Annotated in this window: 16 protein-coding genes; 5 read left to right on the top strand and 11 right to left on the bottom strand. The window is 37.8% G+C overall.

All coding sequences use genetic code 11. The features are described from left to right. Positions 1-23: 23 nt before the first annotated feature. From AC2S94_RS02895 to AC2S94_RS02865, 7 genes are all read right to left on the bottom strand, one after another. The gene (locus tag AC2S94_RS02895) at positions 24-995 is read right to left on the bottom strand and encodes a deoxyhypusine synthase family protein (RefSeq protein ID WP_484630011.1); all 972 of its coding nucleotides are present in this window, start codon (positions 993-995) and stop codon (positions 24-26) included. Continuing rightward, positions 988-1,863: an agmatinase gene (gene speB / locus AC2S94_RS02890; protein ID WP_484630010.1), complete on the bottom strand. Its 876-nt coding sequence runs from the start codon at positions 1,861-1,863 to the stop codon at positions 988-990. The genes AC2S94_RS02895 and speB overlap by 8 nt, the downstream gene beginning before the upstream one ends. A gap of 46 nt (positions 1,864-1,909) precedes the next feature. Beyond that, on the bottom strand, positions 1,910-3,313 hold the full coding sequence (locus AC2S94_RS02885) for an arginine decarboxylase (protein WP_484630009.1): 1,404 nt from the start codon (positions 3,311-3,313) through the stop codon (positions 1,910-1,912). Between the two features lie 274 nt (positions 3,314-3,587). Further along, on the bottom strand, positions 3,588-4,427 hold the full coding sequence (locus tag AC2S94_RS02880; RefSeq protein WP_484630008.1) for a pseudouridine synthase: 840 nt from the start codon (positions 4,425-4,427) through the stop codon (positions 3,588-3,590). Between the two features lie 80 nt (positions 4,428-4,507). After that, on the bottom strand, positions 4,508-5,413 hold the full coding sequence (locus tag AC2S94_RS02875) for a geranylgeranylglycerol-phosphate geranylgeranyltransferase (protein ID WP_484630007.1): 906 nt from the start codon (positions 5,411-5,413) through the stop codon (positions 4,508-4,510). A 9-nt stretch (positions 5,414-5,422) separates the two neighbouring features. Next, on the bottom strand, positions 5,423-6,361 hold the full coding sequence (locus tag AC2S94_RS02870) for a mevalonate kinase family protein (RefSeq protein WP_484630006.1): 939 nt from the start codon (positions 6,359-6,361) through the stop codon (positions 5,423-5,425). A gap of 49 nt (positions 6,362-6,410) precedes the next feature. After that, positions 6,411-7,499, bottom strand: coding sequence for a diphosphomevalonate decarboxylase (locus AC2S94_RS02865; protein ID WP_484630005.1), 1,089 nt, complete (start codon positions 7,497-7,499; stop codon positions 6,411-6,413). Between the two features lie 97 nt (positions 7,500-7,596). Here AC2S94_RS02865 and AC2S94_RS02860 point away from each other — a divergent pair, with 97 nt between their 5' ends. After that, positions 7,597-8,076 (top strand): TspO/MBR family protein, encoded by a 480-nt coding sequence (locus tag AC2S94_RS02860; protein ID WP_484630004.1) that lies wholly within the window; start codon positions 7,597-7,599, stop codon positions 8,074-8,076. On the opposite strand, the gene AC2S94_RS02855 is transcribed toward AC2S94_RS02860, so the two are convergent. Further along, positions 8,045-9,274, bottom strand: coding sequence for a BaiN/RdsA family NAD(P)/FAD-dependent oxidoreductase (locus AC2S94_RS02855; protein WP_484630003.1), 1,230 nt, complete (start codon positions 9,272-9,274; stop codon positions 8,045-8,047). The genes AC2S94_RS02860 and AC2S94_RS02855 overlap by 32 nt on opposite strands. Positions 9,275-9,334: 60 nt before the next feature. Beyond that, positions 9,335-10,048 (bottom strand): glycerophosphodiester phosphodiesterase, encoded by a 714-nt coding sequence (locus AC2S94_RS02850; RefSeq protein WP_484630002.1) that lies wholly within the window; start codon positions 10,046-10,048, stop codon positions 9,335-9,337. 206 nt (positions 10,049-10,254) lie between these two features. Between AC2S94_RS02850 and AC2S94_RS02845 the strand changes: the two genes are divergently transcribed. The 4 genes from AC2S94_RS02845 to AC2S94_RS02830 are packed head-to-tail and all read left to right on the top strand — an operon-like array spanning position 10,255 to position 12,687. Beyond that, positions 10,255-10,776: a DUF421 domain-containing protein gene (locus tag AC2S94_RS02845; protein ID WP_484630001.1), complete on the top strand. Its 522-nt coding sequence runs from the start codon at positions 10,255-10,257 to the stop codon at positions 10,774-10,776. Positions 10,777-10,787: 11 nt separating this feature from the next. Continuing rightward, complete coding sequence (gene gntA, locus AC2S94_RS02840) at positions 10,788-11,477, top strand: guanitoxin biosynthesis heme-dependent pre-guanitoxin N-hydroxylase GntA (protein ID WP_484630000.1); 690 nt, start codon at positions 10,788-10,790, stop codon at positions 11,475-11,477. A 3-nt stretch (positions 11,478-11,480) separates the two neighbouring features. Continuing rightward, the gene (locus tag AC2S94_RS02835; RefSeq protein ID WP_484629999.1) at positions 11,481-12,098 is read left to right on the top strand and encodes an FMN-binding negative transcriptional regulator; all 618 of its coding nucleotides are present in this window, start codon (positions 11,481-11,483) and stop codon (positions 12,096-12,098) included. A 10-nt stretch (positions 12,099-12,108) separates the two neighbouring features. Next, positions 12,109-12,687: a DUF1989 domain-containing protein gene (locus tag AC2S94_RS02830; protein ID WP_484629998.1), complete on the top strand. Its 579-nt coding sequence runs from the start codon at positions 12,109-12,111 to the stop codon at positions 12,685-12,687. On the opposite strand, the gene AC2S94_RS02825 is transcribed toward AC2S94_RS02830, so the two are convergent. Beyond that, positions 12,684-13,400 carry a TerC family protein gene (locus AC2S94_RS02825; protein ID WP_484629997.1) on the bottom strand — a complete coding sequence of 239 codons (717 nt, stop codon included), beginning with the start codon at positions 13,398-13,400 and terminating at the stop codon, positions 12,684-12,686. The genes AC2S94_RS02830 and AC2S94_RS02825 overlap by 4 nt on opposite strands. Positions 13,401-13,482: 82 nt before the next feature. Next, complete coding sequence (locus tag AC2S94_RS02820; RefSeq protein WP_484629996.1) at positions 13,483-13,971, bottom strand: hypothetical protein; 489 nt, start codon at positions 13,969-13,971, stop codon at positions 13,483-13,485. Positions 13,972-14,020 lie beyond the last annotated feature (49 nt).

The following is a 14,020-nucleotide window of genomic DNA, read 5'->3' as shown; positions in this document are numbered from 1 at the left end:
AACTTCCTGTAATTATTTGTTAATTACATATCCAGCAGATATGCAAAAACCAGGGGAGCAACTATTGTTGCGTCACTTTCAATAATATGTTTCGGAGTATTGATATCTAATTTACCCCAGGTTATTTTTTCGTTTGGAACCGCACCGGAATAGGATCCGTAACTAGTTGTAGAATCTGAGATCTGGCAGAAATAGCTCCAGAAAGGAGTTTCAGTTCTTTCCATATCCTGATATAACATTGGCACCACACAAATTGGGAAATCGCCGGCAATACCTCCACCAATCTGGAAGAATCCAATGCCATTTTCAGAATTATCAGTATACCAGTCGGCTAGGAAAGTCATATACTCGATACCAGATCTCATGGTGCTGGCTTTTAATTCACCTTTCAATACGTAAGAAGCGAAAATATTTCCCAGCGTGCTATCTTCCCAACCAGGAACTACCATTGGCAGATTCTTTTCGGCCGCAGCATACATCCATGAATCTTTTAGATCTATTTCGTAATGCTCTTCCATTACTCCGCTTAAAAGTAATTTGTGCAGGAATTCATGCGGAAAATAGCGTTCTCCTTTTTCTTCAGCATCTTTCCATATTTTGAAAATATGCTCCTGAATTCTTCTAAAAGCTTCTTCTTCAGGAATACAGGTATCGGTTACACGATTTAAACCCTTTTCCAGAAGATCCCATTCATCCTGCGGAGTAAGGTCACGGTAATTAGGAACTCTTTTATAGTGCGAATGGGCAACCAGGTTCATCACGTCTTCCTCAAGGTTTGCACCAGTACAGGAAATGATATGAACTTTATCCTGGCGAATCATTTCTGCAAAGATCTTCCCAAGTTCAGCAGTACTCATTGCACCTGCCAGGGAAACCAGCATTTTTGAACCGTTCTCCAGTTGTTTTTCGTAATCTTTTGCGGCATCTACAAGAGCTGCAGCATTAAAGTGTAAATAATATTTCTCTATGAATTGTGAGATCTGTCCTTTACTCATCTTCGTCTTCTTCGTTGTAATTTTGATATTTGAATTTGTAGCTTAACATTTTATAGTAAAGCTTTGCCGCAAGAAAATCTGAAGATTTCTCTTTTTCATTAGGACAAAGTTCCACAATGTCAAATCCTACAACATTTTTCTTTTTGAACATCATTTTCAGGAATTCCAGCGTTTCATACCAGAATAATCCTCCCGGTTCGGGAGTTCCTGTAGAAGGCATGATACTTGGGTCAAACGCGTCCAGGTCTATCGTAATAAATACGTTTGGCGTCATCTGGCCAATAGCATCATCCTGCCAATCTTCATATAGGTCATGAGCAAAATACACCTGGTTTTCATCCATATGATCATTTTCTGAAATATCCATAGAACGAATTCCTACCTGTAAAAGGTTTGTATTTTTGCTTGCTTCGTGCATAGCACAGGCGTGATTGCATTTAGAGCCTTCATATTCCGGTCTAAGATCGGCGTGGGCATCTAGCTGAACAACCGTAAGATCTTCAAAGGACTCGTTAAATGCTCTAATGCTACCTATTGAAACTGAATGTTCACCACCAAACAGGGTTACAAATTTGTCTTGCTTGATGTAGTTCTTGGTCGTCTTGTAAACGGCTTCCACCATTTTTTCAGGCGAAGAATCTTCGGTTACAGGTGGTGCCAGGTAAATACCTTTTTTGTACACCTCGCTGCGTGTTTCAATGTCGTAAAGCTCCATGTTTTCTGAAGCGTCTAAAAATGCATCAGGGCCCTTATCGGCGCCTTTTTGCCAGGTACTGGTACCATCATAGGGAACAGGAATCAATACCACTTTTGCTTCGTCTATACGAGCGTATTTATCGGGTATCCCGGCATAATTCTTTTTGCTCATGGCTAATTGAATTGATTAGTTAGTTGATTTTTAAAGTTATAAAATTTTAATTGTTTCTGTCGTATCCAAGAATGCTCAGCATATCTTCAGAATTCTGTTGCTCGCTGAATAGCCTCGTGGTAAATTCACCATTTTCATCCTTATCTATAAGAATATGCTTTGGCTGCGGAATCAAACAGTGTTGTAATCCGCCAAAACCGCCAATAGTATCCTGATAAGCTCCAGTATTGAAAAATCCTATATACAAAGGTTTTTCTTTTTTGAACTTCGGAAGATAAATGGCATTGGTATGTTGTTCTGAATTGTAATAATCGTCACTGTCGCAGGTTAACCCTCCCAAAAGAACTCTTTCATATTCATCGTTCCAGCGATTCACGGCCAGCATCACGAATTTTTTACTGATCGCCCATGTATCTGGAAGTGTAGTGATGAAAGATGAATTGATCATATTCCATTTTTCACGATCATTCTGTTGCTTTTGATATAAGACTTCGTAGATCGCTCCACCGCTTTCCCCAACGGTAAAACTGCCAAATTCGGTAAAAATATGTGGCACATCTACTTCAGCCTCTTCACAGGTAAGTTTGATCTGGTTTATGATCTCTTCTACCATATAAGCATAGTCATACTCAAATGCAAGTGAATTCTTGATTGGGAATCCACCACCAATGTTGAGGCTATCCAGATTCGGACTTACTTTCTTAAGCGCGATATAAACTTTAAGACATTTATTCAATTCGTTCCAGTAATAGGCAGTGTCACGGATACCGGTATTGATGAAAAAGTGAAGCATTTTCAGTTCTACCTGGTCATTTTCCTTGATCTGTTTATTATAAAACGGAACAATGTTCTTATATCCAATCCCTAATCTTGAAGTATAAAATTCAAATTTTGGTTCTTCTTCTGAAGCAATTCTAATTCCTACCTGGAATTTACCTTCAATCTTTTCTGAAAGCAATTCCAATTCCTCGTAATTATCTATTACCGGGAGACAGTTCTTATGACCGCCGTTCAGAAGTCTACTTATATTATCTACGTACTGATCTCTTTTAAAACCATTACAGATCACCCATCTATCATCAGATATCTTTCCTGCTTTTTTAAGTTTTTCAACAATGTTGATGTCGAAAGCGGAAGACGTTTCAATATGGATATCATTTTTCAATGCTTCATTTAAAACATGTTCAAAATGAGAACTTTTAGTGCAATAGCAATAATTGTAAGTTCCTTTATAATCGTGTTTTTCTATGGCAGATTTGAACCAACCTTTAGCACGATTTATATTTTGAGATATCTTAGGTAAATATGTGAATTTAAGTGGAGCTCCGTATTTTTTCACTAATTCCATAAGGTCTATGTCATGGAATTTTAGTTCTGCTCCTTCCAGTGTAAATTCTTCCTGAGGGAAGTAATAAGTTTGGTCAATTAGATCGCTGTACTTGGTATTCAATTTCTTAAAATGATTTAAGGCTAAAAATTAGATAATAATTTATAGGGTCAAAAGAATCGACTGGTAAATAAATGTTAAGAATAAAACGAGAGAACCTGAAACCTGATCTAATAATAGGAAATGCGCTTCAGGATTAGTAGCTGAAATTTTTTCAGATTGAAAAAATGAAATTCTGTTCAATTACATAAAAATCGAAAAGAAGCAGGCGTAACTGCCTCGGTTTTTGACGAGGTAAATGTATTAAAAAAACAGAATGAAATACTGAAAATTTAAATTAATGCATGCCCAGATTGATCACCTCTTGCTGCGTGAGATTTCTGGTTCTGCCGCGTCCCAGATCTTTCTTGGTGAGTCCGCCGAAAACAACGCGATCAAGACTCTCAACTTCATAACCAAGACTTTTGAAAATTCTGGTTACGATATGTTCTTTAATACTGTAAAGTTCGATACCAACTTCATTATGAGGCTTATCCTCGATAAAACTGATGCTTGTAATGGTAACTTTTGAGCCTTCGATATAAACTCCCTTTGAGATGTTCTCAAGATCTTCTTTAGTGAGATTTTTGTTTAAAGTCACCTGGTAGATCTGACGGATTCCATTTTTTGGTTTAGCCAGTTTTTTGGCTAATGTACCGTCATTGGTGAAAAGCAATAAGCCCTTAGCTTGATTATCCAGTTTACCAACAGGGCTCACCTTTGCTGAAGTTGCTTTGGAAACAAGTTCCATAACAGTTCTTCCTCCTTTTTCAGGATTGCCGGTAACAAAGAAGCCAGCTGGTTTATTTAGTAAAATATATTCAGGTTTTTCAGGGTTTAGCCTTCTTCCGTCAAAACGTACATCATCTTCAAGTTTTACGCGGTATCCCATTTCAGTAATGGTCTTACCGTTAACCATAACATTTCCGGCAGCGATGTACATATCTGCATCTCTACGAGAGCAAACCCCGGAATTTGCGATGTATTTGTTGAGACGAATCCCTTCCTTATTAGAAAGAGGGCTTTTTTCCATCTTTGGTTTAATGGGAGCATTTCCTCTGGCAAAGGATTTCTTTTTCTGGCCTCCGCCTTGTCTTCCACTATATTTTTTGCCTGAAGATCTGTCGTTTCTACTCATCGCGTAATTTTTTGCAAAGATACATTATCCCCAATGAGGAAGCCAAGTATTTGAGAAAAGTTTTAGAATGAGCGGTTTATCTAAAATACCCTCGCCAGAACTTCATCTATATCGATTAAAAGTATGCTGAAAACTCCTGTGACGATGATCAGTTTCAGAATATTATGCAATAATAAATATTGCCATTTGGCCTTGCTGAAATAAAGCATAAGCAGGAATATGATGAGCAGGAGGAAGGAAGAATAGAAATAGTAATCCATGTAGCCGGTCTCAAACCTGGTGATAAGGAGAAAAATAGGAATGATTGCCAGCAAGGTGCATACGGCCAGGCAGAATTTGCTCCATTTTTCACCATAAACCAGCGGAATGGTTTGATAATTCTGAACCAGATCGCCCTGCATATTTTCAAGATCCTTCACCAATTCCCGCATTACGATCATGAGGTACAGAAATGTGGCGTGTATAAAAATTACCGTCTCAAAGTTTTTGTAATAAATGAAAATGACGAAAAACGGAGTGATCGTTAAAATAGAAGCAACCAGGTTTCCTAAGAAAAGTATTTTTTTCAACCTGTGCGAATAAAGCCAGATCACAAAAATGTAGATAGAAAAGAATAAAACCGCTCTAAAAGATACGTAACTGGCAAAAAAGATCGCGGCAAAATTCAGGATGAAATATACTGAGAGTTTGGTGCGCTGACTCACGATCCTGTCCAGCATCGTTTTCTTGGGCCGGTTGATAAGATCCTTTTCGCTATCGTAAAAATTATTGATGATATACCCTGAAGCGATCACACTGGAAGAGGCCAGGATCAAAAAGAATAAATTCGGGTCAAATAATACTTCTCTCAGTGGTTTGTCATGAGCAAGTATAAATGCTGAAGTAAGATATTGGGCGATAACTACTACCAGAATATTGTAACCTCTCACTACCGAAAAAAGGCTGAATATCTTCAGTAATAAGCGCTTGTTAGCAGTAGACGCCATAAGCTAAATTTAGAAGTTATATACTACTTCTAAATTGTAATCTTTTAAGGCTTTTCTGGCTTTTTCGATATCCTCGGTAAATCCAAGAATGTAACCTCCACCACCTGAACCACATAGTTTTAAATAGTAGTCGTTTGTTTCGATTCCTTTCTTCCAAAGTTTATGGAATTGTGCAGGAATCATAGGTTTGAAGTTATCCAGGACAGTATGAGAAAGTTTTTTAACGTTGGAAAAAAGAGATTTCACATCTCCTTTGAGGAAATCATCTACACAGGCATCGGTTTGTTTTACGAACTGATCTTTCAGCATTTTTCTGAAAGGTTCCTGTTTCATGTTTTCCATAAAGATGCTTACCATTGGCGCGGTGTCTCCGGTGATTCCGCTATCCAATAAAAATACCGCTCCAGTGCCATTTTCCGTTTGAGAAGGAATTCCAGCAGGTTCGATATTTTCTTTTGAATTGATCAGAATCGGAATGCTTAAATAAGAATTCAACGGATCAAGTCCGGAAGATTTTCCGTGGAAAAAAGATTCCATTTCCCCAAAGATCTTTTTAAGCTTTAAAAGCTTGTCTCTGGTAAGGTTTTCAAGAACTGTGATCTTGTCTGTTGCATATTTGTCATAAATAGCTGCAACTAAGGCACCACTACTTCCAACTCCGTAACCCTGGGGAATACTGGAGTCAAAATACATTCCATTAGATATGTCTTTTCTCAGGTCTTCAAGATCAAATTGAACCAATTCAGGTGAATTTTCCTGAAGAGCTTCAAGATAAGCAGCGAATTTTCTAAGATTTTCATTAGACTTTTTCGCCACGTCGCTTAGATTTTCATCAAGCTTCAAAGCACCATTGTAAAAGTTATAAGGAATCGATAAACCCTTGGAATCCTTAATGATCCCATACTCTCCGAAGAGAAGGATTTTTGAATAAAATAGAGGTCCTTTCATAAGTATCTAAGCTCTTGTAAGTAATAGACGGGCCAAAAACGTATTAAAATTACAACATTTTTGCGCCATCACCAACTTGGTCGCAAATATAATGTCCGTTTTGACAATATGCAACTAACTCATTATTAATGAATTCTAAAACTTTATCCTTGTGATTATCAGGGTATAGAACATGAACGTTCGCGCCGGCATCCAAAGTGAAACAAACAGGAATATTCGTATTTTCTCTAAAGGACCAGATCCTGTTGATAATCTCCAATGTGTTCGGTTTCATCAGGATAAAATAAGGCTGACTGCTCATCATCATCGCATGCAGACTTAAGGCTTCGCTTTCTACGATTTTTATAAATTCTGTTAGGTCACCAGACTTAAGAATAGGAATAAGATTGGTAAGGTTATCATCTGCCTGCTGAAATCTTTGTTCAGCGAAAGGATGTCCGTGCATCAGGTTGTGACCAACCGTGCTGCTTACCTGTTTTTCACCTTTATCAACTAGAAGAATCGTATCCTGGTAGCTCTTAAAAACATCATGAATTTCAAAAGGATAACTTTCACCAAATAAATTTGAGGCTCCGTCAATTCTTTCATGTTCACCCCAAACCACCAAAGGACCTTCAATACTTCGGCTTGCACTTCCTGAACCTAACCTGGCCAGAAACGAGGCTTTTTTGTTGAAGTATTCCTGATCTATCTCTTCAGAAATTTCTCTTTCGAGGGTCATCACGCAAAGTGCCAGTGCACTCATACCGCTTGCTGAAGATGCTATTCCACTGCTATGAGGAAATGAATTTTCACTATGTATCTCGAATTTATAATCTTTCAGATATGGGCAATATGACTCGATTCTTTCAAAAAATTTAATGATCTTTGGTTTGAAATCTTCCTTCTTTTTACCCTCAAAAAAGAATTTAAAATCATATTCTTCATTTTCAGAAGATTCCTGCTTCAATTCGTACTTTAAAGTGGTAATACTGTGACAATTTTTTAGTGTAAAGCTAATGGAAGGGTTTGCCGGAATTTGATTTTCCTTTTTACCCCAATACTTTACAAGCGCAATATTGCTTGGAGATTGCCAGGTAACTTCTCCCGATTTGATCTTTTTCGTGTCTCGCTTAGGGATAAAATCCTTTTCGGTCATCCTTAAAAATTTTTGCCAAAGTTAAACTTTTATGTCATCCCGAACAGGTTAAAGAATTCAAAATAATTCCTATTTTAGTGAATTCAACCAGCCAATTATGACTAAAAAACTGTTCATAAGAAGTTCTTTTGCAGTAGGGATTTGTCTCATTTTTGGCTTTATGGGTATCGTGGCTACGCAGACAGGAATTGCAGAATGGTATCCTGGACTCAAAAAACCCTGGTTTCATATTGAAGAAGATATCTTCAGTTCTATCTGGCTTTTCATGTATGTTTTGATGGGAGTCGCGGCGGGGATCGTATGGAGCAAAGGTTTTTATCACAAGTGGGTAAAAACCGCTTTATATCACTTCGGATTTCAATTATTTCTTAACGGGTTCTGGTTCTTGCTATTCTTTGCGCTCGAAAAACCATTGATAGCTTTGCTGGATCTTGTTGTGCTGTTTATTTTAATCCTTATTACCATTCGTTGGTTCAGGATCGTGAATAATACTGCGGCCTGGCTTCTTATTCCTTATGTAGTTTGGGTGCTTTTCGCTATTGTGTTCAATTTCGAGATCTGGCGTTTGAACTCATAGCTTTAGCGGCAAGAAAACCACCGGTCCAGGCATTCTGAAAATTGAATCCTCCAGTGATCGCATCAATGTTCAGGATTTCTCCAGCGAAATAAAGGTCTTTCAGAATTTTACTTTCCAAGGTTTTGAAATCTACCTCTTTTAAATCAATTCCTCCAGCGGTTACAAATTCCTCTTTAAAAGTACTTTTTCCTTCAACTCTGAATCTTGCTGAAGTTAGTTCTTCAGCCAAATTTTTCAATTGGATCTTATTGAGATCGGCCCATTTTATTTCAGGTTTTATTTCTGAAGCATCTACCATACTATGCCAAAGTCTTTTTGGTAGATCAAATTGTGGTCTTTTAGAGACCTGTTGTTTGGAATTAGAGAATTTTAGCTCTTTAAGATCTTTTAAAGTATCATCCATAGAATTTCCGGGGATCCAATTCACTTCGATCTGAAAATTATAATTCAGATTGTTCAACTGTCTTGCTCCCCAGGCCGATAATTTCAAGATTCCAGGACCGCTCATTCCCCAATGGGTGATCAATAAAGGACCGGAACTTTCAAGATTTTCCCCGATAATTTTTACTTCGGCATCTGAAGAAATCCCTGCTAAACCGTCTATTCTTTTATCCTTTATATTAAAAGTGAATAAAGATGGAACTGCTGGAACGATATGGTGTCCCATTTCTTCGAGCAAATTCCAGACCTTAGAATTGCTTCCTGTAGCCAGCATTAATTGAGAGCTGTGATAAGTGGAAGTGTTAGTGTTGATCTCCCAGAGATCATCATTTTTTTGAAATTTTTTCAGACTCGTACCCTTTTCTACCTGGATGTTGAGGCGCTTACATTCTCTTTTAAAACATTCAATGATGGTTTCTGAACTATCCGTTACTGGGAACATCCTTCCATCCTCTTCGGTTTTCAGTTCTATGCCACGCTGCTCGAACCAGGCAATGGTATCGCCAGTCATGAAATTATGGAAAGGACCGCGTAATTCCTTTTCCCCACGAGGATAGCGTTTTACAAGCTCGGCCGGAATAAATTCTGCATGGGTGACGTTGCATCTTCCGCCGCCCGAAACCTTTACTTTAGTGAGGACTTCTTTTCCACGTTCCAGGATCAGGATCTTTAAAGAGGGATCGTTTTCAGCTGCATTGATAGCGGTAAAAAAACCTGCAGCGCCACCGCCGACAATTATGATATCGTATTTTTTCAAAATCCTGACTTAAATTTCAATCGCAAAAATAGCCAGATAATCCTGAAGGACGAAGTTTTTTCAGGGTTTCAGGTTTAAAACCGGGTTATTAAGCCGGTCTGGATAATCTGAAATGATCCCGTTCACCCCGAAATCTATCATTCTCTGAATATCTTCCCTTTCATTCACCGTCCAGACATTAACCATAAAACCGTGGTCCTGGCTTAATTTTGTATTGTCGCGGGTTATGATACCTAGTGATGGGTGAATTGCTGAAGCTTTCAAAAGTTTACCTACCTCAATTGCTTCTGGAACACTCGCTTTACTGAGCACAGCAATAGGTACTTCTTCGTCAATTTTCCTCACTTCAAATAATTCATTTTTCTGGAAACTGGAAATGATGAAATCTGAATATTTCCAATGACCTGAATTGATCTTTTCTTTTACCAGTTTACAGACAGGCTCGGCTGTACTCAGTCCCTTGAGTTCAATATTAATAAGGCATTTACCTTTGATGAGGTCGAGCACATCGGTTAATTGTGGAATTTTGTATTTGCCTTCGATCTTTAATTTTTTTAGTTCTTCCGAAGATTTTTTAGCGATCTCTCCGCTACCATTTGTCGTGCGATCTAAGGTGAAATCATGGATCACCCATAAATCGCCACTAGTGCACTTATGAACATCTATCTCGATCATATCCACTCCGAAATCAAGAGCTTTCTGAATACTCTCCAGGGTGTTTTCTGCCAGATGAGCTTTGGCACCGCGATGGCCTATTTTTAAAAAATCAGTCATACTCAAAAGTATTGAAATAATTCATTCGAAAGATATATTAGCTTAATCGGCTGATTATGTCCAAAATTTTGAAAGGATTATGAAGGCTTAACATTTAATTAGGTTGCTTACTGACTAATTTAGGAGTCAACCAGAAAATCAACAGTGTTCGGTGCTAAAGAGCTCTTCTATTTAGCCAATTTCACTCAATATAAAAACTAGAAATTATGAAGAAATGGTTTGCCTTCGAGTGGAGTTCAATGTTAGCAATTGTACTAACAGCTATAGGGATCTATATCGCGATAATAATTTTCACCAGAATTGCCGGTAAAAGGAGTTTTTCTAAAATGTCCAGTTTTGACTTTGCCATGACCGTGGCACTTGGATCTATGATCGCAACCACGGTGCTATCAAAAAGTGTAAGTCTCTGGAATGGTATTATGGGTCTTGCGATAATTTACAGTCTGCAACTACTGGTAGCGATCTTCAGAAGATTCAAACCTGTACGCGATATGGTAGATAACGCGCCTCTTTTATTGATGGATGGTCAGAATATTATTCATGAGAACCTTAAAAAATCAAGAGTTACGGAAGAAGATCTGCGGTCTAAATTAAGGGAAACTAACGTTATCAGATTAAAAGAAGTAAGAGCTGTGGTATTTGAAGCAACCGGCGATATTTCAGTTTTGCATACCGGTGATATGGATGAGGAGCTGGAAGACTGGTTGATAAAGGATGTAAAAAGATAAAATTGAAGACGATGCAAATGATTGATGTAAAAAGGAAACGAGCTTCGATCTCTGAAGAAATCAGGATCAAACAAGAGTATGAAAAATTTATTCTGAAAAACGATCATCCCTGTATGATGGCGAAAACAGTTTTCAGTATGGATAAAGTTGAATTGAAAACTTATCGGGAAATGGGTTCGCCGGAAACTACCAAGGAACTATTAAAAGATATAGAAAAGTATATCGAGGATTATGATTTTGAATCTAACGATTTCAAAACATTTATGGCTGTATTTCCTGAATCTCCGGAATATTCCGAAATTAGTTTTGAAAAACAACTATGGAAGCAATTGCAATATCTACATAAGCTGGATAAAACAGATTGGGATCCAGAAGTAAATGAAGATCCAGAAGATGAGAATTTCAGTTTTAGTATTGCTGGTAAAGCTTTTTACGTAGTTGGTTTGCACCCCAATTCTTCTCGTATGGCGAGGCAGAGCCCATATCCTACTTTAACCTTCAATCTGCACTGGCAGTTCGAAAAATTGAGAGAAATGGGTAGTTATGATACTGTTAGGGATAGGATACGTGATCGCGATAAAAAACTTCAGGGTCACATAAATCCAATGCTGGAAGATTTTGGAAATAATAGTGAAGCCAAACAATATAGCGGGAGAAAAGTAGAAAAGGAGTGGAAGTGCCCTTTTCATCATAAAAATTAATGAATGTACAGACCCTCAAAATACCGGAAAGATGATCGCGAATTTATTTATTCGTTCATTAAAAATCATCCTTTCGCAACCTTTGTGATGAATGGAGATAAGCTTCAGGCTACACATGTTCCTGTGCTTCTTGAGGGTGATGCTGATAATTGGGTACTCTTTTCGCATATAGCAAATCATAATGAGCAATTCAAAGATTTAAAAGATGGAGCAGAGGCTCTAATTATTTTTCAGGGAGCACATGCCTATATTTCATCTTCTTGGTATAAAGAAAAAGACATAAGCACCTGGGATTACTCCGCTGTGCATGTGAATGCCAGGATTAGATTGCAGAGTAGACAGGAACTGGAAAAATCCCTGGATAAACTTGTATCGAGGTTTGAGGACGATCAGGAAAAGCCTCTTTATTATAAGGATATACCGCACAAAATGGTAGAGGATCATTTACCACTGATCACCGGATTCTGGTTAGAACCGCAAAATGTTCAGGGTATTGCTAAATTGCATCAATCTTATCCAGAGCATGACATTAGGAGGACAGTTGAAAAGCTTGAGAATTCTGGAGATTCTAATGCGAGAAAACTTTCCGAAGAAATAAAAAAAGAAAACAAGATCGGTTAAATTGAAGTAGATGGAAATAATAGAAAAGCAGAGTGGAGCAGCTTTTAAACTGAATAAAGGTCAGTTATTGAAAGTAATCGATCCAAAAGGTGAGCAGGTCAGTGATATGGTATTGTTTAACGCTGAGGATAAAAGGGAAAAGATTTCGAGTGGTAAAACCATGGATTTTGAGGAAAGCATTCTAATCACCAAGGCTAATTATATCTGGAGCAACCGAAGCAATAAGATGATGGAGATCCTGGAAGATACAAACGGAAGAAATGATTTCCTCTTAGCTCCGTGCAGTCCCGAAACTTTCAAGATCATGTACAGCAACGACGAATATCATCCAAGCTGTTTTGAAAATTTGTATACCAACCTGGAAAAATTCGGAATAGAACCCGATGAAATTCCTACTGCTTTTAATATTTTCATGAATGTGCAATTTGACAAATTCGGAAAAATATCTGTGGAACCACCACTAAGTAAGGCAGGCGATTATGTGATCTTTGAAGCAAAAATGGATCTTATCGTAGGTCTTACGGCCTGTTCTGCTGAAGATAGTAACGGAGGAAGCTTTAAACCGATTCATTACGAGATCCTGGATTAAACATTTTTTTTCCGATACCTCATATTTAGCATTTCGATCGCTAAAGAAAAGAATACTGCGAAGTAAATATAGCCTTTAGGCACGTGATAATGTGCACCTTCAACAATAAGCATCACTCCAATAAGAATTAGAAATGATAAAGCGAGGATCTGGATAGTTGGATGATTATTTACAAATTCACCAACTGGTTTGGCGAAGATCATCATTACAATAATCGCAACCACCACAGCGATGATCATAAGAATGATCTGATCTGTAAGTCCCACGGCGGTGAGAATGGAATCAAATGAAAATACCAGGTCTAGTAAAACTATCTGGATAATTGCTGAAGTAAAAGAAAGGCTCGCCGCTTTTTTACCACTGGGAGTATTTTCAGTTTGTCCTTCAACTTTATGATGTATTTCCAGGGTACTTTTCACTAGCAAAAATATACCTCCGGAAATAAGAATAATATCTCGCCAGCTCAGTTCAAAATCAGCTACTGTCAATACGGGCTCAGTAAGACCGATGATCCAGGTGATACTCAATAACAAGAGAATTCTCATGATCAAGGCGATAGAAAGTCCTCCAATTCTGGCCTTTTTCTGATTTTCTTCCTTTACTTTTCCGGCAACTAAAGAAATAAATATGATATTGTCTATTCCCAGGACAATCTCCAAAAAGGTAAGCGTAAGTAAGGCGACCCAGGTATCTGGTTGCATGAATATTTCCATAGAAGCAGGTAATTAATGCTTCAAAATTATATAAAAATAAATCTGTGCTAGTTAAAATTTCTACAAACCTACTAGCCAGGCATTATTTTGGAAATCCAAATTTAAAACTAAGTCCGCCATATACAGAAAATTGGAAAAAGTCGTAGTCTGTTCGCCATCGCGATTCACCTCGTAGATAAACAAAGAATCTCGAAAAGTGAAATTCAAGTCTGTTATTTATTGCCAGGGAAGGATAGATTTTCCAAGGTCTTCTAATAAAGGAAACCGAAACATCTGCAACCGGAATTAGCATTTTTCCCGGTCTAAAAACATAACCCGGATTTACTCCGGCAGATTCATACCTGATTGCTGAAAAGGTTTCATAATAAGCCAGAATACTGAAATTTTCATTTCGATAACCGACAGACCATGTACCATCATAAGCCGCTGGATTTACGGTACCACCAAAGATGGCATTTCTCACGTCCAGTCCAGAACTGACAAAAAAATAGGTGTCTTCCCGGCTAATCCAGTATTGAGAGAATACATGAATAGGGAGCATCAAAAGCGACAATAATAAAAACTTTTTCATTCATGAAAATTAATCCGCGGCCATAACGGTATCAGGTTCTGAATAAAAT

The sequence above is a fragment of the Christiangramia pacifica genome (assembly GCF_057221535.1).
The sequence above is the reverse complement of the archived record's forward strand: the minus strand, read 5'-3'. Positions and strand labels throughout refer to the sequence as shown.

Excerpts from the sequence above, each read along its gene's own strand:
- AC2S94_RS02895 (WP_484630011.1), bottom strand. The coding sequence starts at position 995 with ATGAGTAAAGGACAGATCTCACAATTCATAGAGAAATATTATTTACAC.
- speB (WP_484630010.1), bottom strand. The coding sequence starts at position 1,863 with ATGAGCAAAAAGAATTATGCCGGGATACCCGATAAATACGCTCGTATA.
- AC2S94_RS02880 (WP_484630008.1), bottom strand. The coding sequence starts at position 4,427 with ATGAGTAGAAACGACAGATCTTCAGGCAAAAAATATAGTGGAAGACAA.
- AC2S94_RS02875 (WP_484630007.1), bottom strand. The coding sequence starts at position 5,413 with ATGGCGTCTACTGCTAACAAGCGCTTATTACTGAAGATATTCAGCCTT.
- AC2S94_RS02870 (WP_484630006.1), bottom strand. The coding sequence starts at position 6,361 with ATGAAAGGACCTCTATTTTATTCAAAAATCCTTCTCTTCGGAGAGTAT.
- AC2S94_RS02865 (WP_484630005.1), bottom strand. The coding sequence starts at position 7,499 with ATGACCGAAAAGGATTTTATCCCTAAGCGAGACACGAAAAAGATCAAA.
- AC2S94_RS02860 (WP_484630004.1), top strand. The coding sequence starts at position 7,597 with ATGACTAAAAAACTGTTCATAAGAAGTTCTTTTGCAGTAGGGATTTGT.
- AC2S94_RS02850 (WP_484630002.1), bottom strand. The coding sequence starts at position 10,048 with ATGACTGATTTTTTAAAAATAGGCCATCGCGGTGCCAAAGCTCATCTG.
- AC2S94_RS02845 (WP_484630001.1), top strand. The coding sequence starts at position 10,255 with ATGAAGAAATGGTTTGCCTTCGAGTGGAGTTCAATGTTAGCAATTGTA.
- gntA (WP_484630000.1), top strand. The coding sequence starts at position 10,788 with ATGCAAATGATTGATGTAAAAAGGAAACGAGCTTCGATCTCTGAAGAA.
- AC2S94_RS02835 (WP_484629999.1), top strand. The coding sequence starts at position 11,481 with ATGTACAGACCCTCAAAATACCGGAAAGATGATCGCGAATTTATTTAT.
- AC2S94_RS02830 (WP_484629998.1), top strand. The coding sequence starts at position 12,109 with ATGGAAATAATAGAAAAGCAGAGTGGAGCAGCTTTTAAACTGAATAAA.
- AC2S94_RS02825 (WP_484629997.1), bottom strand. The coding sequence starts at position 13,400 with ATGGAAATATTCATGCAACCAGATACCTGGGTCGCCTTACTTACGCTT.
- AC2S94_RS02820 (WP_484629996.1), bottom strand. The coding sequence starts at position 13,971 with ATGAAAAAGTTTTTATTATTGTCGCTTTTGATGCTCCCTATTCATGTA.